We start from the raw sequence: 23,017 nt of genomic DNA, 5'->3' as shown, positions 1-23,017 counted from the left end.
CCTTCTCCCCGCCGGGGAGAAGAGGCAATATCAAAACGCCGCTGCGGCCATCGCCATCATCGTCTCGGCGCCGCTCTCGATCCGCGCCTTGCGCAGCGCCGTCTCCGGCATGATCCGCTCCATGTAGAAGCGGCCGGTAATCAGCTTGTTGCGCAGGAATTCCTCGCGCTCGCCGGCCCCTGCCGCAAGCCCGGCCTGGGCGGCCTTGGCCATGCGCGCCCACATGTAGCCGACCACGACGAGGCCGAACAGGTGCATGTAGTCGGTCGAGCCGGCGCCGGCGTTGTCCGGCTTGGCCATCGCGTGCTGCATGAACCACATGGTCGAGGCCTGCAGGTCGCCCAGCCCCTTCTTCAGGTGCTTGGTGAAGAAGGACAGGCTCTCGTCATTGCGGTTTTCCTCGCAGAAGTCGCCGATCTCCTTGAACAGCGCCATCACCGCGCGACCGCCGTTCATGCCGAGCTTGCGGCCGACGAGGTCGAGCGCCTGGATGCCGTTCGCGCCCTCGTAGATCATGGCGATACGGGCGTCGCGCACGAACTGGCTCATGCCGTGCTCCTCGATATAGCCGTGGCCGCCATAGACCTGCTGCGCCATCACTGCATGGTCGAAGCCCTTGTCGGTGAGCACGCCCTTCAGGATGGGCGTTGCCAGTCCGAGCAGGTCGTCGGCCGCCTGTCGCTCCTTTTCCTCGCTGGCACGATGGGCGATGTCGGATTGCAGCGCCGTCCACAGCAGGAAGGCGCGCCCGCCCTCGTTCCAGGCCTTGATGGTCAGGAGCGCCCGGCGGATGTCGGGATGGACGATGATCGGGTCGGCGCGCTGGTCGGGCGCTTTTGGTCCGGAGAGCGACCGGCCCTGGATGCGCTCGCGCGCATAGTTGGCGGCGTTCTGGTAGGCGGCCTCGGCAACGGCGAGCCCCTGCAGGCCGACGCCGAGGCGCGCCTCGTTCATCATCACGAACATGGCGTTCAGGCCCTTGTTCTCCGTGCCGATGAGAAAGCCGGTCGCCTCGTCGTAGTTCATCACGCAAGTGGCGTTGCCGTGGATGCCCATCTTGTGCTCGATCGCGCCGCAGGAAACGCCGTTGCGTTCGCCCGGTTCGCCATTCGCGTCCGGCAGGAATTTTGGAACGATGAAGAGCGAAATACCCTTGGTGCCCTCCGGCGCGCCCTCGATGCGGGCCAGCACCAGGTGGACGATGTTTTCCGCCATGTCGTGCTCGCCGGCGGAGATGAAGATCTTCTGGCCGGAGATTTTGTAGGAGCCATCGGCCTGCGGCACCGCCTTGGTGCGCAGCAGGCCGAGGTCGGTGCCGCAATGCGGCTCGGTCAGGTTCATCGTGCCGGTCCATGTGCCTGCCACCATCTTCGGCAGGTAGGCCTTCTTCTGGGCATCCGAACCGTGCACCAGGATCGCCGCGATCGCGCCCTGGGTCAGTCCCGGGTACATCATCAGAGACATGTTGGCGGACGACATGTATTCGCCGACGGCGGTGTGCAGCACGTAGGGCAGTCCCTGTCCGCCGAATTCCTCGGGTACGGCGAGCCCGAGCCAGCCGCCCTCGCGATAGAGGTCGAACGCAGCCTTGAAGCCCTTCGGCACGCCGACCGAACCGTCCTCGCCGCGCTTGCAGCCTTCCTGGTCCCCGGAAAGGTTGACGGGAAATAGCACCTCCTCCGAAAGCCTTGCCGCTTCGCCCGCGATCGCCTCGACCATGTCCGGCGTGGCATCGGCAAAGCCCGGCAAGTTGTTGTAGCGCTCCAGTCCCAGCACGTCGTTCAGCACGAACAGGGTTTCGTTCACGGGGGCCTTGTAGATGGGCATAGTCTCGAGTTCCTCGCCTTCTCGATGGACGAACGTCCAGTCATTGATGAGGATACTATGAAACTTTGACGTTTGCGTAAACGTCAAAAATTGTCACTCACTTGATTTTCCCCGGCCCGTCCTTGACCGATCACGCAAGAGCGCCAGCCTCGCACCCGCTTTGCCGCTGTATGAGCAAATCGTTAAAAAGTTTGCGCCGGTTAACGGCTTGTTTACCATGTTGCGTGAATTGTGGCGCCTGAGGGCAGTTCACGAAATAGTCTCATCTTTCCACTTTTTCGCCTGCCATTCGTTTCGTCAGGGCCGGAGGAGATGCGCCGCATCGGCGCGTTCCCGGTCTGCACGTGGACATCGAACATGCCGGCGCGCGTCTTGCCGGTTCAATGCAGCAACAGGGCGTCACGCCGCATGAGCGGCAGGCGTGGGGCGGGTTCTCCCGGCGAGCCGACGGGCTCCCAAGCGAGGCGAAGAACATGAGCGGATCGCGAGCAAATCCTCCACGTTTTGGCGACAGGTCGTCGTTCGATGCACTCAACCGCACGATCGAGGGCCTCGAGGCCCGGATAGAAGGCCTGATGGGCAACCGCGAACGTGGCCGCGACGGCGCCCACGGACGAGCAGAGCCAGCGCGCCCCGATCCGGCCCGCCCCGATATGGCTCGAACCGGCGTCTTGCGCGACGATCCGGTCGGCGAGATCATGCAGCGCCAGCGCGCGATCGAGACCGTGCGCGAGCGCGCCGCAACCCGTAGCGAACGCGTGCCGCACGCCTTTGACACCGCCGTCCCCACGCATCAATCCGCCGCGCGCAGCGGGCCGGATCATCCCGCGCCGGATTTTGCCGCCCGGGAGATCGCCCAGGCGCTCGTCGGCTTGCGGCAGGATCTCAAGCGCGACATCGCCGAAGGTCTCGGTCGCGAGATGGACGTACTGCGCGGCGAGATGCGGGCTATCCGCCAGGCCGCAGAGGTCCGCGGCCACGACGACGACATCCGCGGCGACCTGCAGCGGCTGGCGCACGGTATCAGCCAGCTCGGCCTCCAGTCGGGCCGCTCGGACACAGACGGCCTCCGGGTCGAGTTCGACGAATTGCGCTCGGTCCTCGACGGCCTTGCCCGCGAGGATTCCGTGCGCCGCATGGAAACCCGCTGGAGCGGCGTCGAGGAGAAGCTCGCCGCCGCCGACCAGAGCCGCGACGACGAACTGCTCGCCCTGGCCTACCGGCTCGAGGAACTGAAGACGCAGATCCAGTCCGTCAGCCCCACGCCCGCTTTGCGCGGCCTGGAAGACAAGCTGCACGCGATGGGCCAGGCCGTCGAAGCGCTCGGCCGCAGCGTCATGCCGGACGATCGCCGCTACGCCAGCCAGTTCGAGGGTCTCGACCTGCGTCTCGACGAAATCAGCCGCGCGATTGCTGCAGGCGCACGCGTCCCGGGATCTGTCGCCGACACAGCCATGCTCCAGCGCCTGGAAGGCCGGATCGCCGACCTTGCCGGCCAGCTCGACACGATCTCGCACCGGCCTTCGCCCGAGCAGGGGCTCGGCCAGCGGTTGGAAACGCTGGCCTACCGCATCGAGGAGATGGCCAACGAGAAGGCCGCCATTCGCCTGGAAGAGCGCCTCGACCAGTTGTCCTCCATGATCGAGCAGAGCCAGCGTGCCCCGGCTGCGGGCGCCGACCTTGCCGGTCATCTCACCGACATTTCCCGCAAGATCGACGCGCTCGACCAGGGTGCGGTCAACGATGTGCTGGCCGAACGCCTCGATCTGCTCGCCCGCCGTATCGAAGATCTCGACGTCCCGTCCGCCGCGCCGATGTCCGGCGAGAGGTTCTCCTCCATCGAGGGCCGGCTGCAGGCGATCGCCGACCGTTTGGACAGAACCAGTGCCGCCCCGGCGGGCGACAATGCCGTCCTGCAGAGCCTCGAGGCGCAGATCGCGCATCTGTCGACCCTGATCAGCGCGCCGCAGGCGACATCGTCCGCAGCCCTTCCCGCCGACTTCGACAACCGCATGGCGACGATCGAAGACTACATGGCGACGAACGACGAATACATCATCGAGGCGGCCCGGCAGGCTGCCGACGCGGTGATGCAGGCCTATCAGCGGGCCGAGACGGGGGGCGCATCCTCCTCCGACATGGCGGCGATCTCCGCACTTGCCGAAGACCTCCGCACGCTGGAAGACATGATGCGCTCCAGCGAGGAGCGCACCGCGCGGACCTTCGATGCCCTGCACGACACGCTGGTCCAGATCGCCGGCCGCCTGGAGCAGCTCGATGCGCCGCGGGACGGCTACCGGGCCGATGAACACCAGGCTTCGCCCGCGACGCCGCGCGCGGCGGCCATGGCCTTCCACGACGACGAATATCCCTTCGTCGACGACGGCTTCGATGCCGGGCCCGAGGATTTTGGACAGCGTACGGTCACGGCGGACGCCGAGGCGTCGGGCTTTGCGGACGAGGCAGCGGTCGAAGGCGAGGAGGGCTCCCAGCTTGTTGTCGCGGAAGTCGCCGGGACCGCGACTGTAGAGAAGAAGGCCAAGGGCGGACTGATCTCGGGTTTGGCGCGCCGGTTCGCGCCGGCGCGGAAGGAAGTGCCTGCCGCCCCCGTCGAGCGCCAGCACATCGATCCGGCACCGTCGCTCGATCCGGGCGACGAGATCGCGCCGGAAGTGGCTAACCAGCTACTCGAGCCGGGTTCGGGCGCCCCCGACGTGCGCAAGATCCTGGAACGCGTCCGGGCAAACCAGGCCGCGGATGGCCGCGGCAAGCCGAGCGATGCCGGCAAGTCCGACTTCATCGCCGCCGCCCGCCGTGCCGCACGCATGGCGGCAGAAGAATCCGATACGATCTCCCGTCTCGCGCCTGAAAAGAAGGCGTCCGGCTCGGGTGCTGCCGCCTCGGCCTTCGGCCGCCATCGCCGGCCGATCCTGATGGCCGTTGGCGCGATCCTGCTGGCCATCATGTCCTACCCGCTCGTCGACACACTGGTGCGCGGCGACGAGGCGCCTTCGACCGCGCCGGTCGAGCAGGCAAGAATGGCGGCCCCTGTCGCCGGCACGCCGGTGGCAAACGAGGCCGTTGCACCACAGGAGGCCGCTTCCCCGGCGCCCGTCGAGAGCGCCCCGGCTCCGGTCCAGAGCGCCCAGGTGGAGGTGATCGAGGGCGACGACGCGTTGCCCGACGGCGTCACCGCGCCCGCCGACGATATCCCCACGCCGACCGTCGAGGACACCGGCATGGACACGGGCGATCCCGTGCTGGCGATCACCGGTGCGCAGCAGTTGACGCGTCCGGCCGATGCCGCGGCGGAGACCGGCGGGTTCGAGCCGATCGTGACGAACGAATCCATGGAAGGCGTCGAGGACGTCCCGGTCACCGACGAAAGCACGACGGAATCGGTCGTCGGTGCCGGCGATCCCGACCAGGACGTCACCGAGGCGATCACCGTGCCGACAGCAATCGAGCCCGCCTCGCTGGCGAAGTCGGCCGGCGAGGGCGACAGCTTGGCGCTGTTCGAACTCGGCGCACGCTTCACCGACGGCCGCGGCGTCGCGATCGACATGGCGGAAGCGGCAAAATGGTACCGGATGTCGGCCGACCGCGGCTTCGCGCCGGCGCAGTATCGCCTCGGCAGCCTCTACGAGAAGGGACAGGGGGTCGAACGCGACCTCGGCACGGCGCGCGGGCTCTACGAGCAGGCCGCCCGGCAGGGTAACGCCAGCGCCAGCCACAATCTCGCTGTCCTGCTCGCCACGGGCGGCGGCAAGGCGCCGGACTATGCCGCCGCTGCCGAATGGTTCAAGAAGGCCGCCGAGCTCGGCGTTCGCGACAGCCAGTTCAATCTCGCCATTCTCTATGCCCGCGGCAACGGCGTGAAGCAGGACCTCGAAGAGTCCTACAAGTGGTTTGCGATCGCCGCCCGCGAAGGCGACCGGGATGCGGCCGAGAAGCGCGACGAGGTCGCCAACGCCATGAAGCCGGAGCAGCTTGCGAGCGCCAAGGCGAAACTCGAGCTGTGGAAGCAGCAGCCGCTCGACGACAAGGCGAACTCGACCGACCTGCCGGACGAATGGGTCGGCAAGGGAACCAAGACCGCTTCCGTCGATATGAAGAAGGCGATCCGCAACATCCAGGCGATCCTGAACAACAACGGCTTCAACGCTGGCACGCCGGACGGCGCGATGGGCCCGAAGACGGTGGAGGCCGTCAAGGCCTTCCAGAAGTCCGTCGGCCAGTCGGAGACCGGCAAGATCGACGACAGGCTGATCAACGAGTTGCTGAAGCGCAACAAGCAGCAGGGATGATCCCCGGTGCGCCCCGCCGCACCGCATAAAGCCCGGCGCCGATCCGTGCAGCTGTTGACGGCGTGCGACGCTTGAGGGCATGACGCACCTTGAAAAAACCACAAGCCGCTCAGAATGATACGGGAGCGGCGGGTCGAGGCAATCCGGCTCCGATCGGTTTGTCCGGCCCGATATCGCGGCGGTTCCCGGGGTCGTCTTGCGACTGTTCGGGTCCACGCCGATGACGTGCTGAGGGACTGTCGAACCGGGCATGCGTTCCGCCTGCCTGGCGCTTACCCGTATGCCGAACCTGCTACTACCGGACCTGGCGGGGCCAGCTCCGGTCACGAGATTGCTGTAAGGCGGCGACAGGGGCGCTGCGCGTTCCGGGCCTGCGGCCCATCGGGGTAATGCTGTGACGGTTTATCTGCCCATCGCCGAGATATCGGTGAACATCTTCATCATCCTGGGGATGGGCGCGGCCGTCGGCTTTCTGTCGGGCATGTTCGGCGTCGGCGGCGGCTTCCTGATCACCCCGCTCCTGATCTTCTACAACATCCCCCCGATCGTTGCGGTCGCCACCGGCGCCAACCAGGTGGTCGCCTCGTCGATTTCCGGTGCCATCACCCATTTCCGCCGCGGCTCGCTCGACATCAAGCTGGGGACGGTCCTGCTTGTCGGCGGTCTGCTTGGCGCGACGGCGGGCATCTGGCTGTTCGCGCTCCTGCGCCGCGTCGGCCAGCTCGATCTCGTCATCTCGCTGCTCTATGTGCTCCTGCTCAGCGTGGTCGGCGTGCTGATGCTGTTCGAAAGCGTCAGGGCGCTCAGGCGCGCGGCCAAGAATGAGCCCGTCAACCTGCGCAAACCCGGCCACCATAACTGGGTACACGGACTGCCGCTGAAGATGCGGTTCAAGAAGTCCAAGATCTATCTCAGCGTCATCCCGGTCGTCGTGCTCGGGTTCTCGATCGGCATCCTGACCTCGATCATGGGTGTCGGCGGCGGCTTCATCATGGTGCCGGCGATGATCTACCTGCTGCGCATCCCCACCAACGTCGTGGTCGGAACCTCGCTGTTCCAGATCATCTTCGTCACCGCCTACACCACCGTCATGCAGGCGGCGACCAACAATTCCGTCGACATCGTGCTGGCCTTCATCCTCATGGTGGCCGGCGTCATCGGTGCGCAATATGGCGTGCGCGTCGGCCAGCGCCTGCGCGGCGAGCAACTGCGCGCGCTTCTGGCGATGCTCGTGCTCGCGGTCGGCATGCGCCTTGCCGTGGACCTGGTGCTGACGCCTGAGGAGATCTACTCCATCGTCAGCGAGGGGGTGCGGCGATGAGAACCCTCCTGCGTGCGATCCTCGCTGTTTTCGTCCTGGCAACCGCCGCGCCGGCGGGCGCCCAGGAAGACCGGCGGCCCGAAATCGGCGAGCGGCTCGAGATCGGCATGTCCACCGACGAGATCGCCATTGCCTCCGATTTCCGCGGCGCCGACCTGACCATCTTCGGGGCCATCGAAGGCTATGATCCAGATCTTCTGGCCCAGGCCAAGTATGACATCGTCGTGGCGCTGGAAGGGCCCAAGGACAACCAGACCGTCCGGCGCAAGGAGCGCGTGCTCGGCATCTGGGTCAACCGCCATTCCATGACCTTCGAGCTCGCCCCGGAATCCTACTCGCTTTCGAGCACGCGCGACGTCGACGACATCGCGCCCGTGGCGGTTCTCAACAGCATCGGCGTCGGCCTGCAGCACATCCGGCTCGATCCCGTCGGCTTTTTCGGCGACGGCAGCAACGTCTCCGAGTTCCGCACGGCTTTCCGCCGGCTGAAGGAAACCGGCGGCTACTTCCAACGCCATCCGGGCGGCGTGCAGTTCATCAGCGCCAGCCTGTTCAAGGCGACCGTGCGGTTGCCGGCAAACGTTCCGAACGGCACCCATGTCGTGCGCGCCCAGCTCTTCCGCGACGGCGTCTTCATCAGCGAGAAGGCGATGCCCCTGCGGGTGGTCAAGACCGGCCTGGAGCAGATGATCTCGAACGCCGCCTTCAACAATCCGGTCTCCTACGGCGTCCTTTCCGTCATCCTGGCCGTCCTCACCGGCTGGATCGCTAGCGTAGTCTTCCGCAGGGACTGACGTCCGGCCCGCCGCTCTCCTATAGCGGCGGCATCGCCTGCTTGCGCGCGAGCACGGCTTCATAGGCAGCGCGAAGTTCGCCGAAGACGGAGCGGGCCGGCATCGGCGTGCCAAGATGGATGGCGCGCAGTTCCTCCATGAAGGCGTCCCACAGGGCCGGGCCGCCGTCCTCGAGCAGTTCGGCGCGGATGCTCAGTTCCTCCGTCACCGGCAGGTGGCGCCGGCCCCAGGCGCCCATGTGGGCGAACAACGGCACCAGCCCGATCGCCATCTCCGTCAGGCTGTAGAGGCCCTTCTGCTTGTGGCTCGGATCGTCCCTTCGCGTGATGAGACCCTTCTCCATCAGCTTCTTCAGCCTGTCGGCCAGGATGTTCGAGGCGATGCCTTCCTCGGATTGGGTCAGCAATTCGCGGAAATGGCGGCGGTTGCCGAACATCATGTCGCGGATGATGATCAGGCTCCAGCGATCGCCGAGGATCTCGAGCGTCAGGTTGATCGGGCAGCCCGAGCGGTGGTCTTCATTCATGGCGGTCTCCGGAGAATCTGCTTGCATTTTGCCATCGGTCTGCGTAGCCTTCAACCGATTTCGAAATGCAACTGGTTCGTTGCCCGCCAAGGGATGGAGGATGAAATGAGCAAGGTGATCGTCTGGAATCTGGTCAGCCTCGACGGCTACTTCGAAGGCGAGGAAAAGTGGGACCTCGCGTTTCACGCCGACGCCTGGGGCGAGGAACTGGAGAAGATGAGCGAGGCGTTCGGCGAGCGTGCCCGGATGCTCGTCTTCGGCCGCGTGACCTACGAGGGCATGAAGTCCTACTGGACGACGACGCAGGGAGAGACCACGGTCAAGGGCTTCATGAACACGCTGCCGAAGCTCGTCGCCTCGCGCACGCTCGAGAGCTCGGACTGGAACAACACGACTGTGACCGCCGACATCGTCGGCGACCTGCGCCGGCTGAAACAGGAGCCGGGCAAGGACATCTTCGTCTTCGGAAGCGCCGAACTGACCCACGCGCTGCTCGGCGAAGGCCTGGTCGACGAGGTGATGCTCGGCCTGGTGCCGACGCGGCTCGGCAAGGGCACGCCATTCTTCAAGGCCGGCGACGCGCCGCAGCGCTTCGACCTGATCGAGGCGCGGCCGCTGTCGAACGGCACGGTCATCCTGCGCTACGCGCCAAGGGCAGCCTGACGTTCAGGCCAGGAGATTGGCGAAGCGCACCGAATAGACACGGTCGCGGCCGAGCAGGTGTGCCACCAGCGTTTCGCGTTCGAACAGTCCCGCCATCGCGCGGTGTCGCAGGTCGAGCCCGCCGGTGGTGACGCCGAAGGCCGGCATCAGGAGCCGTCTCCCGTCCGTGGCAAAGCACGGCCGGCGCACGGACTTGTCCCGCCGGCGCACGGTTGCGGAAGGGTGCAGGTGCCCGGCGATCTCGCCGGCACTCTCCTTGTCCGAAGGTTCGTGGCGGAAGGCGAGCCCGGCATAGTGGACCTCGTCGGCGGACTGGCCGGGCAGGCCGGTGGTGCCGTCCGGGTCGTGGTTGCCGTTGATCCAGATCCACTCGCGCCCCCGCGCCATCTGCTCGATCCGGGCACGGAAAGTCTCCGGCAGGTGCAACGAGCCGACGCGGTCGTGGAAATTGTCACCGAGGCTGACGACGATGGCCGGATCGTGCCGCGCGATCACTGCTTCCAGGATCTTCAGCGTCGCCAGCGTGTCATAGGGCGGCAGCAGCATGCCCCGCCGCGCAAAGGCCGCGCCCTTCTCCAGATGCAGGTCGGAAACGACGAGGAGCCGCGTCGCCGGCAGGTAGAGCGCGCCGAACGGATCGCACACGGCCTCGACGCCGGCGATCACCGTGCGGGCCGACAGCGAGCCGAAATCCTCGATCTCCATCGCGGCGAGCGCGAGCCTGTTCATCGACACTCCATTCTCATTCCCGCTCCCGTCGGCCGTCGATCTCGCGCGGGCTTGCTTCGGCCTCGCGCATCGCCGCGTCGCCCATGGCCTCGGCGATCAGGTCTTCCGCCGCCTCGGCCAGGACCTGGTCGTGCGCTTCGCCCGAGACCGGCTCCTTACCGATCTCCAGCATGACCGGGACCGCGAGCGGCGAGATCCGGTCGAGCGCCCGATGGGTGATGTGACCCCTGATTCGGTTCAGCATAGCGCCGAGCCGGGCGATGTCCAAAAGCCCGGCCGCCGCATCCTGCCTTGTCGCCTGCAGGAGGATGTGGTCCGGCTCGTGGCTGCGCAGCACGCCATAGATCAGGTCGGCCGAGACCGTCACCTGCCGTCCCGTCTTCTCCCGGCCCGGGTGGCGCTGGTCGATCAGCCCTGCAATCACGGCACAATTGCGGAAGGTGCGCTTCAGCATCCAGCTTTCGTCGAGCCAGGCCTCCAGGTCGTCGCCGAGCATGTCCTCGTCGAAAAGGTCGGCGAGCGACGGCTGGCGGGTCCTGAACGCCGCCCCCAGGTCGTCCAGCGCCCAGACGGCCAGCGAATAGTCCGTGGCGACGAAGCCGAGCGGCTTCAGTCCCGCCCGCTCCAGCCGGCGCGTCAGCAGCATGCCGAGCGTCTGGTGGGCAAGCCGCCCTTCGAAGGCATAGGCGACCATGTAGTGCCGGCTGCCACGCGGGAAGGTCTCGATCAGCAGCTCGTCGCGCCCAGGCAGCATCGAGACGTCGCGCTGGATTGACAGCCAGTCGCGGACCTGCGGCGGCAGCGCCCGCCAGCGCTCCGGATCGGCCAGCATCGCCCGCACCTGGTCGGCCAGGTAGGTCGACAGCGGAAACTTGCCGCCGGCATAGACCGGAACCTTGGGATCCATCGAAAACGCCTGGCTGACCAGGCATTCGTTTTCGCGGATCGCCTCGAAGCGCAGCACCTTGCCGGCAAAGAGAAAGGTATCGCCGGGTGTCATCGTCTCCAGGAAGTATTCCTCGACCTTGCCGAGCGTCGCTCCGCCCCGGCCGAGCGAGCCGCGCGCATTGCGCCTGACGAGCCGCAGGTTCAGCATCGGCATCTCGACGATCGTGCCGAGGTTCATCCGGTACTGCTGCGCGACCTGCGGATTGGAGACGCGCCACAGCCCGTCCGTCGTCCTGCGGATCCGCGCATAGCGCTCGTAGGTGCGCAGCGCGTAGCCGCCGGTGGCGACGAAATCGACGACGCGGGAGAAGGTCTCGCGCGGCAGCGCCGCATAGGGCGCTGCTGAAATGACCTCGGTAAACAGCGCGTCCTCGTCGAAGGGGGCCGCGCAGGCCATGCCGAGCACATGCTGGGCGAGCACGTCGAGCGCGCCTTCCGTCATCGGCGGCGTATCCTGCGCGCCGACATAGTTGGCGTCGAGCGCGGCCTGGCATTCCATCACCTCGAAACGGTTGGCCGGGACCAGGATCGCCCGGCTCGGCTCGTCCATGCGGTGGTTGGCTCGGCCGATGCGCTGGGCGAGCCGCGAGGCTCCCTTCGGTGCACCGACATGGATGACGAGGTCGACGTCTCCCCAGTCGATGCCGAGGTCGAGCGTCGAGGTGGCGACCACCGCCCTCAGCCGGTTTTCCGCCATCGCCGCCTCGACCTTCCGGCGCTGGCCGACGTCGAGCGAGCCGTGATGCAGCGCGATCGGCAGCGTCTCCTCGTTGATGTTCCACAGCTCCTGGAACAGCATCTCCGCCTGGCTGCGGGTGTTGACGAAGAGCAGCGCCGTGCGATGCTCGCGGATCGCCTGGTAGACCTCCGGCATGGCGTAGCGTGCCGAATGGCCGGACCAGGGGATGCGCTCCTCGCTCTTCAGGATGGTGATGATCGGCCTCGCGCCTTCCGGCCCGAGCACAAGGCCGGCATGGTGGTCGGCGTCGGGCGCCTGTTCGACCAGCCAGCGGCGCAGATCCATCGGTTCTGCGACCGTCGCCGAAAGCCCGATGGTGCGCAGGCCCGGCGCAAGCCGTCGCAGCCGCGCCAGCCCGAGCGACAGGAGATGGCCGCGCTTGGAGGTGACGAGCGAGTGCAACTCGTCGAAGACGACGATTTGCAGGTCCTTGAAGAAACGGTCCGCCTCGCCGTTGGCGATCAGCAGCGCCAGCTGTTCCGGCGTGGTCAGGAGGATGTCCGGCGGGTTCAGTCGCTGGCGCTGGCGCTTCGATTGCGGCGTGTCGCCCGTCCGCGTCTCGATCGTCACGGGCAGGCCCATCTCTTCCACCGGCGTCGTGAGGTTGCGCTCGATGTCGACGGCAAGCGCCTTGAGCGGCGAGATGTAGAGGGTGTGGATACCGGTGAAGCCCGATCCCGGCGGCATCCGTCCGCGGGCGAAAAGATCGGTCAGCGACGGCAGGAAGCCGGCCAGAGTCTTGCCCGCCCCGGTCGGCGCGATCAGAAGCAGGCTCTCGCCAGATCGCGAGCGCGCGAGCAGCTCCAGCTGATGCGCACGCGGCGCCCATCCCCGCGCCAAAAACCACTCGGCAAAGGGTCCGGAGAGGAGGCCGTCATGCCCCGGATCGGTGGAATGGGTCACGCTCACGGGGCGAAACTAGCGCATATCGCGAGGCGACGATATCGATTTTCACGTTGCAACGCGGGCAATTTCAAGACGTTACACCGATGTCGGTCGCTACGTTTTCGCTCCTTCGAGGATGCCGCTTGACTCCGCCAATAATCATGGATAAAAAATATCCACGAATTAGGAGGCGACTTTGAAACTCAGCGAAGGCGTTGAACAGGCGATCCACAGCGTCGGGATGCTGGCGGGACTTTCCGCCGAAGGCGTTCTGTCGGCGGCAGCGCTTGCGGAGTTCCATGCAGTCTCGACCAGCTACCTGCTGAAGCATCTGCAGGCGCTGTCGGGGGCGGGGATACTGCAGACCGTGCCGGGGCCGCGCGGTGGCTATCGGCTGGCGCGCGCCAAAGAGGAGATCACGCTTCTCGATATCGTTCTTGCGGTCGAGGGCCCCGAGCCGGCCTTCCGCTGCAAGGAGATCCGCCAGCGCGGCCCCAATCAGCTGCCGGCCGGTTACTTCGCCCGCCCCTGCGGGATCAATGCGGCGATGCTGCGGGCCGAGAGGGCCTACCGCGCCGAGCTTGCGAGAACCAGCATCGCCGACATCCTCGGCGACCTGGAGAAAGAAGACGGGGACGGCGCCATCGCCGCGCGCGGATGCGCCTTCCTCGAACAGCATGAGCGCAGGTCGAACTGACGCTGCCAATCCGAGCCCAACCCGAAAGGAAGACACGATGCAACCGCGTTTCAATTACTTCAAGGCCTCTCCCGACGCCACAAAGGCCGTCGTCGCGCTGGAGGAGTACGTGCAGAATTCCGGCCTCGAGCGCCGCTTCATCCACCTGATCAAGCTGCGCGCATCGATCATCAACGGCTGCGCCTTCTGCGTCGACATGCATGTGAAGGAATCCCGCCACGACGGGCTTTCCGAGCAATGGATCAACCTGATGTCGGTGTGGCGGGAATCGCCGGTCTACGACGCCCGCGAACGGGCGCTGCTCGGCTGGGTGGACGCGGTCACCAACATCGCCCAGACCGGCGTGCCGGACGAGGCCTACGAGGAACTGAAGGCGCACTTCTCCGAAGAAGAGATGACCAAGGTCACGGTGGCGATCGGCGCCATCAACGTCTGGAACCGGCTGGCCGTCGGCTTCCGCTCCCAGCATCCGATCGACAAGTCCGCCAAGGCGGCCTGACCCGACTATCCGCAAAGACTGCCAGCAAGGGGCGGCCCGATGCCGCCCTTTGCCAATACGGCGACATCTATACGGCGACGTAGCGGTCGGAGCGGTGGTTGATCGTCAGAAACAGGTTCAGAACCAGCGCCCCGATCACCGAGCAGAGCACGATGAACGGGGCCGCGACCGCAAAGGCTGCGGCCAGCACCACGGTGTCGAAGGCGAGCTGCACCAGGCCGGCCCGCCAGCCGAACCGGTCCTGCAAATAGACTGCGAGGATGCCGAGACCGCCGAGGCTTGCCCGGTGGCGATAGAGCGCCAGCAGCCCGAAGCCGAGCAGGATGCCTGCGAGAAGCGCCGTCCAGATGGGATCGAGCGTCTCGATCATCAGGTAGCGCGGCTGGATCTCCGTGATCAGCGACGTCAGGCCGACCGCGAGGAAGGTCTTGATCGTGAAGGCCTTGCCGAGCCGGCTGAGCGACAGCAGGTAGAACGGCAGGTTCAGCACCGTGTAGTAGAAGCCGAAGCCGTAGCCGGTCAGGTACTGCAGGATGAAGGCCACGCCGGCGATGCCGCTGGTGACCAGCCCCGCACTGCCGATCAGCGACAGCCCGAGGGCGGCGACCATGCTGCCGGTGAAGATGCCCTGCGCGTCCTCCAGCAGCGAATGGCGCGTAGGCGCGGGATTCCAGAACCCAAATCGACGCTTGTCGCCGCTCATCGACGTCTCCGCTGCAGGAGGTCCCCGTTCATATATTGCATTGCAACAAATGCAAGACGCACATGGTGCAGCGTCAGCCGGCGGAGCCGCCCGGGGTTGGGCCGCGGCGCCGGGCGAGGTAGAGCCTCCCGGTCACCGGTGCGCCGGCATCCGTGCGGATGACGGTTTGCCGGCTCTCGAGCACCGTGAATCCAGCTTCTTGCGCGCATTCGCGTACATAGCCCTCGCCATGGGCATAGCGCAGCGACGGGCGCAGGACATAGGCCTCCTCCGCCTCGGCATCCTCGACCGAAAAGGCGAAATGCCCGCCGGCTGCGACGAGCCTCGCCGCGATGACGAAGACCGGTGCGAGATTGCCAAGATACATCAGGACGTCGGCGGCACTTGCGAGATCGGCGCGCTCGACGGCGTGTGCGGGATCGAACACGCCGCTATCTTCCGGGGAAAGCGAAAGGTCCGCCTGGGCCAGCCGGTCGTAGACCCGCTTCTCCCGCGCCTTGGCCAGCATGTTGGCCGAAAGGTCGAAGCCCTCGAGGAATGCCGCGCGCTCGCGGATCCGCTCGCCGAAGAGCCCGGTGCCGCAGCCGAGATCGGTCACGTGCGCGAAATGCCGGGTCTCGATGCCCTCGTCGACGAGTGCGGCGAGCTTCTGCGGCACGCTGTAGTCGAGCTTGTCGACCAGCGCCGTATCGAAGCGCTGGGCATAGTCGTCGAACAACTGTTCGACATAGCGGCTCGGCGGGGCGGCGGGAACATCGGCGGCGCCGAGCACGGCAAGCCGCAGCGTCGCGCCGAAAGGGTCTTCAGGCGCAAGCGCGAGCACCCGGCCGAGTGCTGCCGCAGCCGCCTTCCTGTTTGCCGCCTTCTCCGCATATTCGGCCAGATGGTACCAGCCGGCGGCCCAATCCGGGGAAATCTCCAGCGCCTGCTCCATCAGTTCGGCGGCGCCCGAAAAATCGCCACCTTCGGCGAGCATGCGGGCATAGTCGGCGCGGCGATCGGCGAGGATATCGCCGGAGGAATGCTGCGAGGCGATGGTCATGGTTGCGTCTTTTTGCGTGAGGTGGCATCGCTATTCGGCAAGCGTGGCCAAAACGCAAGCAGATTCGGCGTGAGCCCGATGTGGCCCGCAGGGCCTGCGTTGCGGATTTTACCGGCGCGCCTTATGAGAGGACGCCCTATGAGTGGGCGGGAAACAGGAGCAGGCAGCATGGCGGACGGTGTCAACAGGTTCCTCGGCGATACACCGCTTCGGATCGTCGTGAAGCTACTGATCCTGTCGGTGGCACTCGGCTTCGTGATGTCGGTGCTGGGCCTCTATCCGGACGACATCCTGCGCGCCGTTCGCGATTTCATCGTCAATCTCTGGGAAACCGGCTTCGAAGCGCTCGGTCGCGTCGGTGACTACCTGCTGCTTGGCGCGGTGATCGTGATCCCGGTGTTCATTCTCATCCGCATCCTGAGCTACAGACGCTGACATGACGACGAAGACGAACCCGATCCGCCGCAGGGTCCTTCTCGCGACCGCTCTCGGCGCGACCGCGACCGCGATTTCAAGCTGCACCACCATGGGCGTGATCGGCACCGCGTCCGATACCAGCGACCAGACAGACGCCACGCTTGCCATGATCAACAAGCTCAGGGGCGATCGCGGACTTGAGCCCCTGTCGCACGAGCGTGCCGCGGCCAACGCTGCGCGTGATCAGGCAAGCCGGATGGCGGTGGCGGGCAAGATGCAGCACAACATCGGCATCGGTGCCGATTTCGGCAAGCGGATGAAGGGCATGGAAGTGCCCCTGCCGGCAGCCGAGAATATCGCCGTGGGGCAGGACGACGCGGCGCGCGCGTTCCAGGCCTGGGTCGATTCGCCCAAGCACCTCGCCAACATGCTGGGCTCCGGCTATCGCGGCCTCGGTGTGGCCGAAGCCAGGAACCCGAAATCCGGAAACCGGCCGTACTGGGCCATGGTGCTCTCAAGCTGAGAAGGATCGGTCAGTGGGCGCTGACGGCGGCAAAACCGTCGATTACCCGCAGCCTATCTTCAGAGGCTGGACCGTCAGATGCTCCGGTCGGCCCAGTCGTCGGTGCGCGTTCCGCGGATGTCGCGGATGGAGGCGAGCCGTTCGCGGTCGCAGATTTGCGATAGCCCCCTGACGATCGCGGCCGGAAGACCCGGCCCCGCATAGACCATGCAGGAATAGAGCTGCACCAGATCGGCGCCCGCGCGGATCTTTTCCGCTGCCGTCTCCGCCGAGTTCACCCCGCCGACGCCGATGATCGGCAGCGCCGCGCCGACCCGTCTGCGCATCTTCGCAAGCACGATCGTCGATTTCGCAAACAGCGGCTTGCCCGAAAGCCCGCCCGCCTCGCTAGCCTGCGTCCGATCGGTGAGGCCGTCGCGCGACAGCGTCGTGTTGGAGACGATCAGTCCGTCGAGATGATGGGCGAGCGCCACTTCCGCGATGTCGTCCAGTCCCTCCTCGGTGAGGTCGGGGGCGATCTTGAGGAAGACGGGCACGCGCCGGCCGGCACGCGCGGACTGTTCGTCCCGCGCCGCGAGCACGGCCGAAAGCAGGGTGGCGAGACTATCGCGCGCCTGCAGGTCGCGAAGGCCCGGCGTATTGGGGGAGGAGATGTTGGCGGTGAAATAGCGCGCCACGTCGTAGAAGGTACCGATCCCGGCCGCGTAGTCGGCGATCCGGTCCTCGCTGTCCTTGTTGGCGCCGATGTTGACGCCGATCAGCGACTGGCGCGAGCAGGCATTGAGGCGCTGAAGTGCGGCCGCATGGCCCTCGTTGTTGAACCCGAGCCGGTTGATGACCGCGTCGTCGGCCGTCAGCCGGAAGATGCGGGGCTTCGGGTTGCCGCTCTGCGGCCGGGGCGTCACCGTGCCGATCTCGGCGAAGCCGAAGCCGAGCCGGATCAGCGCCTCGGGCACCTCCGCGTTCTTGTCGTAGCCGGCCGCCATGCCGAGCGGGTTTGCAAAGTCCAGCCCGGCGATCGTCTGGCGCAGGCGCGGGTCGGCCTGCAGGCTGCAGGCCGGCATGAGCCCGCTCCTCAAGGCGGCGATCGACAGGCCGTGTGCGGTTTCCGGATCGAACAGGAACAGGCCTTTGCGGGCGAGGTCGGCGAACGCCATGTCAGATCATCTCCGGAAAGAGGTGCGTGCCGTCGTCGCCGAGCGGCAGCGGCTTTTCCCAGAGCACGGCATCGAGCGGGAGCGCGCCGTAGAGATGGGGAAAGAGCTGGCCGCCGCGGGAAGGCTCATAGACCAGCGCCGTTCCAAGCGCCCCACCGTCGATCGCGACCAGAAGCAGCTCCGTCTGTCCGGAAAAGTGCTTCGTCGCCGTCTCCTTCGCCTGGGCGGCGGTGGAGAAGTGGATGAAACCGTCGGCAAGGTCCACCGGCGCACCGTCGAAGCTGCCCTTCTTGCGGGCGGATTGCCACAGACTCGCCGGAACGATCTTGTATATAATATCGGACATGGTGTGCTTTCCTCTGCGCGACGGCGGGTGACCTAGCGCTTGCCGCATCGCCGCAGGAATGTCCACGGGCAAAATCAATTGCCATTGCCGTTTCGAGGAGGAAGTCGCATGCGCAAAGTGATCGCCGGCCTGGCCTTCGTATCGCCGCTGCTGCTGGCGGGGCCGGGCCTTGCCGAAGGCGAGGGGCGCTATCAGATGGAGCGGACGGCCGAGGGCTTTGTGCGGCTCGATACCGTCACCGGCGAAGTCTCGCTTTGCAAGGAGGCCTCCGGCCAGATGGCCTGCCGCATGGCCGCCGACGAGCGGGCCGCCTTCGAAGTGGAGCTCGATTCGCTGACGCGGCGCGTGGAAGCTTTGGAAAAGGCGGAGAAATCGGCGCTTTCCGACGACAAACCGCGCCTGCCGACCGACGAGGAGATTGACCGGACCATGGGCATCATGGAAAGAATGATGCGGCGCCTGATGGCTATCGTGAAGAATCTGGAGGGTGAGGAGGAGAAGATCGCCCCCCAGCAGCCGGTGCCGGAAAAGACCTGAGCGCCGATGCGCCCACGTCGAACCGCGACCATCATGACCGTGCTCTTGGGAGGGAGCCCGCATGACCACAGGATTGACGATCATCATTGCAGATGACCATCCGCTCTTCCGTGGCGCGCTCAAGCAGGCGTTGCTCGGAAGCGGCGATGAAACTGCCATCGTCGAGGCCGGGGATTTCGACGCAGCCCGTGCCTCGGCCAGCCAATGTCCCGATGCCGACCTCATGCTTCTCGACCTGTCGATGCCCGGCGCGAGCGGCCTATCCGGCCTGATCACGCTGCGGGCGGAACATCCCGGGCTGCCGGTGATCGTGGTTTCGGCCCGCGATGACGCCGCCACGATCAGACGCGCGCTGGATCTCGGCGCGTCCGGCTTCATTTCCAAGTCCGCCTCGATCGAGGAGATCCGCGAGGGCATCGCAGCCGTCCTCGACGGCAACATCCATACGCCCGGCGGTTACCAGCGCGGCCCCGAGCAGGATGCGGAGATCGGCGACCTGATCAGCCGCCTGCGCACGCTGACGCCGCAGCAGTCACGCGTACTGTCGATGCTCGCCGAAGGCCTGCTCAACAAGCAGATCGCCTACGAACTCGGCGTGTCCGAGGCCACGATCAAGGCGCATGTATCGGCGATCCTTCTGAAGCTGAACGTGGACAGCCGGACGCAGGCCGTCATCCAGCTCGGCAAGATCGGCGCGACCTCTGCGGCCGCCGCCTGAACGCTTCCGGCTGACGTCACTCGAAGGCCTTCGCCTGATGTTTTCATGGCGCGCGATGCCATGCGCTATTCGGCCGCCGCCTTTCCCAGGTTTGCCAGGCGCGTCAGCCACGCCCGCATCGAGGCGGGACGGACGGGCTTGTTCTGCACGACGATATCCTTGCCTTCGGCCAGTGCCCGCACCTCGGCGGATCGGTCGGCGGTGACGAGGAGACACGGCAGTTCCGCGCCGAGCACGGCCCGGACCCGGTCGATCGCTTCGATGCCGGTGCCGTCGCCGAGATGGTAGTCGGCGATGACGGCGTGGAACGCGGGCTGTGCTGCCGCCAGGAGCGCGTCCACCGCGGCGATCGAATCCGTCGTGACGACCTCGCAGCCCCAGCCGGTCAAAAGCAGCCGCATGCCTTCGAGGATCTTCGGCTCGTTGTCGATGCAAAGCACCCTCAGTCCGCGCATCGGTTCGGCAGCGGGTGGGACGGGCGCCGGCATCGACCCCTTCCGGCCGGCAGCGGTGGCGTCGATCGGCACGCGGACCTTGAAGCCCGTGCCTTTGCCCGGCGTCGATTGCAGGTCGACCGGATGGCCGAGGACCCTTGCGATGCGATCGACGATGGAAAGCCCGAGCCCCAGCCCCGGTGCTGTCCGCACGCCCTCGTCGAGCCGGGCGAACTCCTTGAAGACGGTGCGGAACTTCGATGACGGGATGCCGATGCCGGTGTCGAATACCTGGATGGAGGCGCTGAGCCCCTGCCGGCGCACGCCGACCAGCACCTTGCCGCTGTTGGTGTACTTGATCGCGTTCGAGACGAGGTTCTGCACGAGCCGGCGAAGCAGGTTGGGATCGCTGCGCACCGCAACCGAGGTCGGCATGACCTTGAGCGTCAGATTCTTGGCAAGCGCCATCGGCGCGAAGTCCGTCTCGACCCGCCTCAGAAGATCGTCGAGCTGCACCACTTGCAGCCGGGGTTTCATCGCACCGGTATCCAGCCGCGAGATGTCGAGCACCGCCCCAAGGATCGCCTCGACCGAATCCAGCGAGGAATCGATGTTGTGCACCAGCGCGCCGTTGTCGGATTTGCCGAGCCGCTCGACAAGCGAGGAGGAATAGAGCCGCGCTGCGTTCAACGGTTGCAGGATGTCGTGGCCCGCAGCGGCGAAGAAGCGCGTCTTGCCGAGATTGGCCTCTTCCGCAGCCGCCCGCGCCTCGCCCAGTTCCTTGTTGACCCGGGTCAGCTCCGCGGTCCGTTCCGCCACGCGCATTTCCAGCGTCTCGTTGGCTAGTTTCAGCGCGCGGTCGGCCTCGACGCGCTCGGTGATGTCGGTGAAGGTCGCAACGAAGCCGCGCTCGGGCATGGCGTTGGAATGGACCTCGACGATGCGCCTGCCGCCGGAGAGCACCAGTTGGAACGGCTGGTCGAAGTTCAGGGCGCCCTCCAGGATCGCCTGCTTCTCGCTGGTGGCGATGCGGCCTTCCGCAACGAGGATGTCGATCATGTCCTTCAGCGCAAAGCCCACCTGGCCGACCTGTTCGGGCAGGTCCAGCAACTCGCGGAAGCGGCGGTTCCAGACGGTGAGGTTGCCCGAGCTGTCGAAGACGGCGATCCCCTGGTCCATCTGCCCGAGTGCGGTCTGGAGCATGCCCTGATTGTATTGCAGCGCCTCGCTCGCCTGGTCGAGCAGCCAGCTCGTGTCGGCGGTGGTCTCGTCGATCCGTTGCAGCGTGAGCGACAGGACGAGGCGGGCGGAGGAAGAGCCGATGGCGCTGCCGAGAACCTGCTCGGAGAAATGCACGAGTGCGATATCGGCCGGCGCACTGTCCTCCAGCCAGCGGCCGGCCTGGCGCTCGTAGCTGTGGAAGGAGCGCTCGGTCCGCTCCTCACCGAGATAGGTCGCCACCGTGCTCTTCAGGTCGCGCACCGTCACCTTGGTCCTGCTGCCGCGAAAGGCGCGTTCCAGCTGCGGTCGCGAGCGGATGAAGATGTTGGCCTGGAGGCGCTCGATGTTGGTGGTGCTGCGCGACAGCGAACCGATGACGAAGGCCGCGACATTGACGAGCAGCGACAGCACGGATGCGGCGACCAGCGGATCGGCCTGTGGGCCGGAGAGCACGCTGGCGCCCGGCAGCAGGAAACCGAGAACGGCAGAAGCGATCCCGGAATTGTCGCTGACGCCGAGGCTCGGCAGGAACAGGAGATAGGCCCAGACGACGAGGCCGGAGACCATCCCGGCGATCGCGCCGCGCGCATTGGCTTGGCGCCAGACAAGGCCGCCGATGAGGGCAGGGGCCACCTGCGCGATGGCCGCAAACGCCAGAAGGCCGATCGAGGCGAGCCCGGCATTCGAGGTCGAGAACCGATAGTAGGCGTATCCCAGGAGCAGCACGAAGAAGATTGACAGCCGCCGGATGCGCAGCAGCGTCTTCGTCAGGTCCTCCTGCGGCTCGCCGCGCCCGATCAGGTTGCGGCGGAGCACGACGGGGATGACGATGTCGTTGGAGATCATGATCGACAGCGCCACGCATTCGACGATCACCATGGCGGTGGCCGCCGAAAAGCCGCCGATGAAGGAGACGAGCGTCAGCGTCGGCTGGCCCTGTATCAGCGGAAGCGCCAGCACGTAGAGGTCGGCATCGCCGAGCCCCTGGAAGGCGATGACGCCGCCGATCGCGACGGGCAGCACGAAGAGATTGATGGCGACCAGATAGAGCGGGAACAGCACGCCGGCAGTGCGCAGCTCGCCCGCGGTCCGGTTTTCGACCACGGTGACGTGGAACTGCCGCGGCAGGATGACGATGGCAAAGGCCGAAAGCACGATCAGCAGCAGCCATCGGGCGACCGGCGTCTCGTGCGTCAGCGCCGCGGTCACGCGCTCGCTCTCGGCGGCCCGCAGCCACAGGTCCCCGAGCCCGTCGAACATGAAGTAGACGACATAGATGCCGACGGTGGCGAACGCCACGAGCTTGACGACCGATTCCATCGAGATCGCCAGGATCAGGCCGTCCTGGTGCTCCGTCGCATCCGTGTGCCGCGTGCCGAAGACGACGGCGAAGCAGGCCAGGAACAGGGACACGATCAGCGGCAGGTCGAGGAAGGTGCGGTTATCGTCGAAGCCGTAGTCGTAGAAATCGACCACCACCTTCACCGAACTCGATACGGCCTTGAGCTGCAGGGCGATGTAGGGGATCGCGCCGATGAGGGCGATCAGCGCCACGATCGCGGCAACGCCCGGGCTCTTGCCGTAGCGTGCGCCGACGAAATCGGCGATCGATGTCAAGCGCTCGGACTTCGCGAGGTTCACGATCCGGCGGATCAGCGGCATGCCCAGCGTGAACATCAGGATCGGGCCGATATAGATGCCCAGGAACTCCAGCCCCTGCGCGCTCGCGAGCCCGACCCCGCCGAAATAGGTCCACGACGTGCAATAGATGGCGAGACTCAGCGCATAGACCAGCGGCCGGCCGCGATGTGCGGCGTCCGGATCGCGCGATTTGCGGTCGCCATAGGTCGCCACCGCAAACAGCAGCAGAAGATAGCCGAAGGCCGCGGCGAAGATGGTCCACCCAGGCAGCATGCGTCCTCCGGAAAACGACGGACCCTCCCGTCCGCCGAAAGCACCATAGGCCATTAAAACAGCAAAGAAA

General features: G+C 66.2%; 19 protein-coding genes. 10 read left to right on the top strand and 9 right to left on the bottom strand.

The window, feature by feature from the left end:
• Window positions 1-30 precede the first annotated feature (30 nt).
• Window positions 31-1,827, bottom strand: coding sequence for an acyl-CoA dehydrogenase C-terminal domain-containing protein (locus GGQ64_RS06740; protein ID WP_183801092.1), 1,797 nt, complete (start codon window positions 1,825-1,827; stop codon window positions 31-33).
• 473 nt (window positions 1,828-2,300) lie between these two features.
• Between GGQ64_RS06740 and GGQ64_RS06735 the strand changes: the two genes are divergently transcribed.
• The 3 genes from GGQ64_RS06735 (at window position 2,301) to GGQ64_RS06725 (ending at window position 8,249) form a co-directional block, all read left to right on the top strand.
• On the top strand, window positions 2,301-6,134 hold the full coding sequence (locus GGQ64_RS06735; protein ID WP_183801089.1) for a peptidoglycan-binding protein: 3,834 nt from the start codon (window positions 2,301-2,303) through the stop codon (window positions 6,132-6,134).
• A 394-nt stretch (window positions 6,135-6,528) separates the two neighbouring features.
• Entirely contained in the window at window positions 6,529-7,455 is a 927-nt protein-coding gene (locus GGQ64_RS06730; protein ID WP_183801086.1) for a TSUP family transporter, read from the top strand.
• The gene (locus GGQ64_RS06725) at window positions 7,452-8,249 is read left to right on the top strand and encodes a TIGR02186 family protein (protein ID WP_183801083.1); all 798 of its coding nucleotides are present in this window, start codon (window positions 7,452-7,454) and stop codon (window positions 8,247-8,249) included. The genes GGQ64_RS06730 and GGQ64_RS06725 overlap by 4 nt, the downstream gene beginning before the upstream one ends.
• A 19-nt stretch (window positions 8,250-8,268) precedes the next feature.
• Here GGQ64_RS06725 and GGQ64_RS06720 read toward each other — a convergent pair whose 3' ends face one another.
• On the bottom strand, window positions 8,269-8,775 hold the full coding sequence (locus tag GGQ64_RS06720; RefSeq protein WP_183801080.1) for a winged helix-turn-helix transcriptional regulator: 507 nt from the start codon (window positions 8,773-8,775) through the stop codon (window positions 8,269-8,271).
• A 105-nt stretch (window positions 8,776-8,880) separates the two neighbouring features.
• Here GGQ64_RS06720 and GGQ64_RS06715 point away from each other — a divergent pair, with 105 nt between their 5' ends.
• The gene (locus GGQ64_RS06715) at window positions 8,881-9,438 is read left to right on the top strand and encodes a dihydrofolate reductase family protein (protein WP_183801076.1); all 558 of its coding nucleotides are present in this window, start codon (window positions 8,881-8,883) and stop codon (window positions 9,436-9,438) included.
• Window positions 9,439-9,441: 3 nt separating this feature from the next.
• Here GGQ64_RS06715 and pdeM read toward each other — a convergent pair whose 3' ends face one another.
• A complete protein-coding gene (gene pdeM / locus GGQ64_RS06710; RefSeq protein WP_425488496.1) occupies window positions 9,442-10,173 on the bottom strand; it encodes a ligase-associated DNA damage response endonuclease PdeM in 732 nt (243 codons plus the stop codon).
• 7 nt (window positions 10,174-10,180) lie between these two features.
• Entirely contained in the window at window positions 10,181-12,757 is a 2,577-nt protein-coding gene (locus GGQ64_RS06705; RefSeq protein ID WP_183802540.1) for a ligase-associated DNA damage response DEXH box helicase, read from the bottom strand.
• A gap of 178 nt (window positions 12,758-12,935) precedes the next feature.
• Here GGQ64_RS06705 and GGQ64_RS06700 point away from each other — a divergent pair, with 178 nt between their 5' ends.
• Entirely contained in the window at window positions 12,936-13,436 is a 501-nt protein-coding gene (locus GGQ64_RS06700) for an RrF2 family transcriptional regulator (RefSeq protein WP_183801070.1), read from the top strand.
• A gap of 37 nt (window positions 13,437-13,473) precedes the next feature.
• A complete protein-coding gene (locus tag GGQ64_RS06695; RefSeq protein ID WP_183801067.1) occupies window positions 13,474-13,935 on the top strand; it encodes a carboxymuconolactone decarboxylase family protein in 462 nt (153 codons plus the stop codon).
• Between the two features lie 67 nt (window positions 13,936-14,002).
• On the opposite strand, the gene GGQ64_RS06690 is transcribed toward GGQ64_RS06695, so the two are convergent.
• Together GGQ64_RS06690 and GGQ64_RS06685 are read right to left on the bottom strand one after the other, a co-directional pair.
• A complete protein-coding gene (locus GGQ64_RS06690; RefSeq protein ID WP_183801063.1) occupies window positions 14,003-14,638 on the bottom strand; it encodes a DUF6198 family protein in 636 nt (211 codons plus the stop codon).
• Window positions 14,639-14,711: 73 nt separating this feature from the next.
• Window positions 14,712-15,680: a methyltransferase gene (locus GGQ64_RS06685; protein WP_183801061.1), complete on the bottom strand. Its 969-nt coding sequence runs from the start codon at window positions 15,678-15,680 to the stop codon at window positions 14,712-14,714.
• 168 nt (window positions 15,681-15,848) lie between these two features.
• Here GGQ64_RS06685 and GGQ64_RS06680 point away from each other — a divergent pair, with 168 nt between their 5' ends.
• Both GGQ64_RS06680 and GGQ64_RS06675 read left to right on the top strand, forming a co-directional pair.
• Window positions 15,849-16,115, top strand: a complete 267-nt coding sequence (locus tag GGQ64_RS06680) for a DUF6460 domain-containing protein (protein ID WP_183801058.1) — start codon at window positions 15,849-15,851, stop codon at window positions 16,113-16,115.
• Between the two features lies 1 nt (window position 16,116).
• Complete coding sequence (locus tag GGQ64_RS06675) at window positions 16,117-16,620, top strand: CAP domain-containing protein (RefSeq protein WP_183801056.1); 504 nt, start codon at window positions 16,117-16,119, stop codon at window positions 16,618-16,620.
• Between the two features lie 74 nt (window positions 16,621-16,694).
• Here GGQ64_RS06675 and GGQ64_RS06670 read toward each other — a convergent pair whose 3' ends face one another.
• Together GGQ64_RS06670 and GGQ64_RS06665 are read right to left on the bottom strand one after the other, a co-directional pair.
• Window positions 16,695-17,777, bottom strand: coding sequence for a quinone-dependent dihydroorotate dehydrogenase (locus GGQ64_RS06670; RefSeq protein WP_183801053.1), 1,083 nt, complete (start codon window positions 17,775-17,777; stop codon window positions 16,695-16,697).
• 1 nt (window position 17,778) lies between these two features.
• Window positions 17,779-18,123, bottom strand: a complete 345-nt coding sequence (locus GGQ64_RS06665; protein WP_183801050.1) for a DUF952 domain-containing protein — start codon at window positions 18,121-18,123, stop codon at window positions 17,779-17,781.
• A 108-nt stretch (window positions 18,124-18,231) separates the two neighbouring features.
• On the opposite strand from GGQ64_RS06665, the gene GGQ64_RS06660 reads away from it, so the two are divergent.
• Both GGQ64_RS06660 and GGQ64_RS06655 read left to right on the top strand, forming a co-directional pair.
• Window positions 18,232-18,660 carry a hypothetical protein gene (locus GGQ64_RS06660; RefSeq protein WP_183801047.1) on the top strand — a complete coding sequence of 143 codons (429 nt, stop codon included), beginning with the start codon at window positions 18,232-18,234 and terminating at the stop codon, window positions 18,658-18,660.
• Between the two features lie 61 nt (window positions 18,661-18,721).
• Window positions 18,722-19,378: a response regulator transcription factor gene (locus GGQ64_RS06655; RefSeq protein WP_183801044.1), complete on the top strand. Its 657-nt coding sequence runs from the start codon at window positions 18,722-18,724 to the stop codon at window positions 19,376-19,378.
• Window positions 19,379-19,443: 65 nt separating this feature from the next.
• On the opposite strand, the gene GGQ64_RS06650 is transcribed toward GGQ64_RS06655, so the two are convergent.
• Window positions 19,444-22,947 (bottom strand): PAS domain-containing hybrid sensor histidine kinase/response regulator, encoded by a 3,504-nt coding sequence (locus GGQ64_RS06650; protein WP_183801042.1) that lies wholly within the window; start codon window positions 22,945-22,947, stop codon window positions 19,444-19,446.
• Between the last annotated feature and the right edge of the window lie 70 nt (window positions 22,948-23,017).

The sequence above is a fragment of the Mycoplana azooxidifex genome (genome assembly GCF_014196765.1).
In the GTDB taxonomy this organism is placed as follows: domain Bacteria; phylum Pseudomonadota; class Alphaproteobacteria; order Rhizobiales; family Rhizobiaceae; genus Mycoplana; species Mycoplana azooxidifex.
Note: the sequence above shows the minus strand (reverse complement) of the source record. Positions and strands in the feature narration are given on the sequence as shown.

Excerpts from the sequence above, each read along its gene's own strand:
- GGQ64_RS06735 (WP_183801089.1), top strand. The coding sequence starts at position 2,301 with ATGAGCGGATCGCGAGCAAATCCTCCACGTTTTGGCGACAGGTCGTCG.
- GGQ64_RS06650 (WP_183801042.1), bottom strand. The coding sequence starts at position 22,947 with ATGCTGCCTGGGTGGACCATCTTCGCCGCGGCCTTCGGCTATCTTCTG.
- GGQ64_RS06695 (WP_183801067.1), top strand. The coding sequence starts at position 13,474 with ATGCAACCGCGTTTCAATTACTTCAAGGCCTCTCCCGACGCCACAAAG.
- GGQ64_RS06690 (WP_183801063.1), bottom strand. The coding sequence starts at position 14,638 with ATGAGCGGCGACAAGCGTCGATTTGGGTTCTGGAATCCCGCGCCTACG.
- GGQ64_RS06670 (WP_183801053.1), bottom strand. The coding sequence starts at position 17,777 with ATGGCGTTCGCCGACCTCGCCCGCAAAGGCCTGTTCCTGTTCGATCCG.
- GGQ64_RS06665 (WP_183801050.1), bottom strand. The coding sequence starts at position 18,123 with ATGTCCGATATTATATACAAGATCGTTCCGGCGAGTCTGTGGCAATCC.
- GGQ64_RS06715 (WP_183801076.1), top strand. The coding sequence starts at position 8,881 with ATGAGCAAGGTGATCGTCTGGAATCTGGTCAGCCTCGACGGCTACTTC.
- GGQ64_RS06660 (WP_183801047.1), top strand. The coding sequence starts at position 18,232 with ATGCGCAAAGTGATCGCCGGCCTGGCCTTCGTATCGCCGCTGCTGCTG.
- GGQ64_RS06725 (WP_183801083.1), top strand. The coding sequence starts at position 7,452 with ATGAGAACCCTCCTGCGTGCGATCCTCGCTGTTTTCGTCCTGGCAACC.
- GGQ64_RS06680 (WP_183801058.1), top strand. The coding sequence starts at position 15,849 with ATGGCGGACGGTGTCAACAGGTTCCTCGGCGATACACCGCTTCGGATC.
- GGQ64_RS06655 (WP_183801044.1), top strand. The coding sequence starts at position 18,722 with ATGACCACAGGATTGACGATCATCATTGCAGATGACCATCCGCTCTTC.
- GGQ64_RS06685 (WP_183801061.1), bottom strand. The coding sequence starts at position 15,680 with ATGACCATCGCCTCGCAGCATTCCTCCGGCGATATCCTCGCCGATCGC.
- GGQ64_RS06675 (WP_183801056.1), top strand. The coding sequence starts at position 16,117 with ATGACGACGAAGACGAACCCGATCCGCCGCAGGGTCCTTCTCGCGACC.
- GGQ64_RS06740 (WP_183801092.1), bottom strand. The coding sequence starts at position 1,827 with ATGCCCATCTACAAGGCCCCCGTGAACGAAACCCTGTTCGTGCTGAAC.
- GGQ64_RS06720 (WP_183801080.1), bottom strand. The coding sequence starts at position 8,775 with ATGAATGAAGACCACCGCTCGGGCTGCCCGATCAACCTGACGCTCGAG.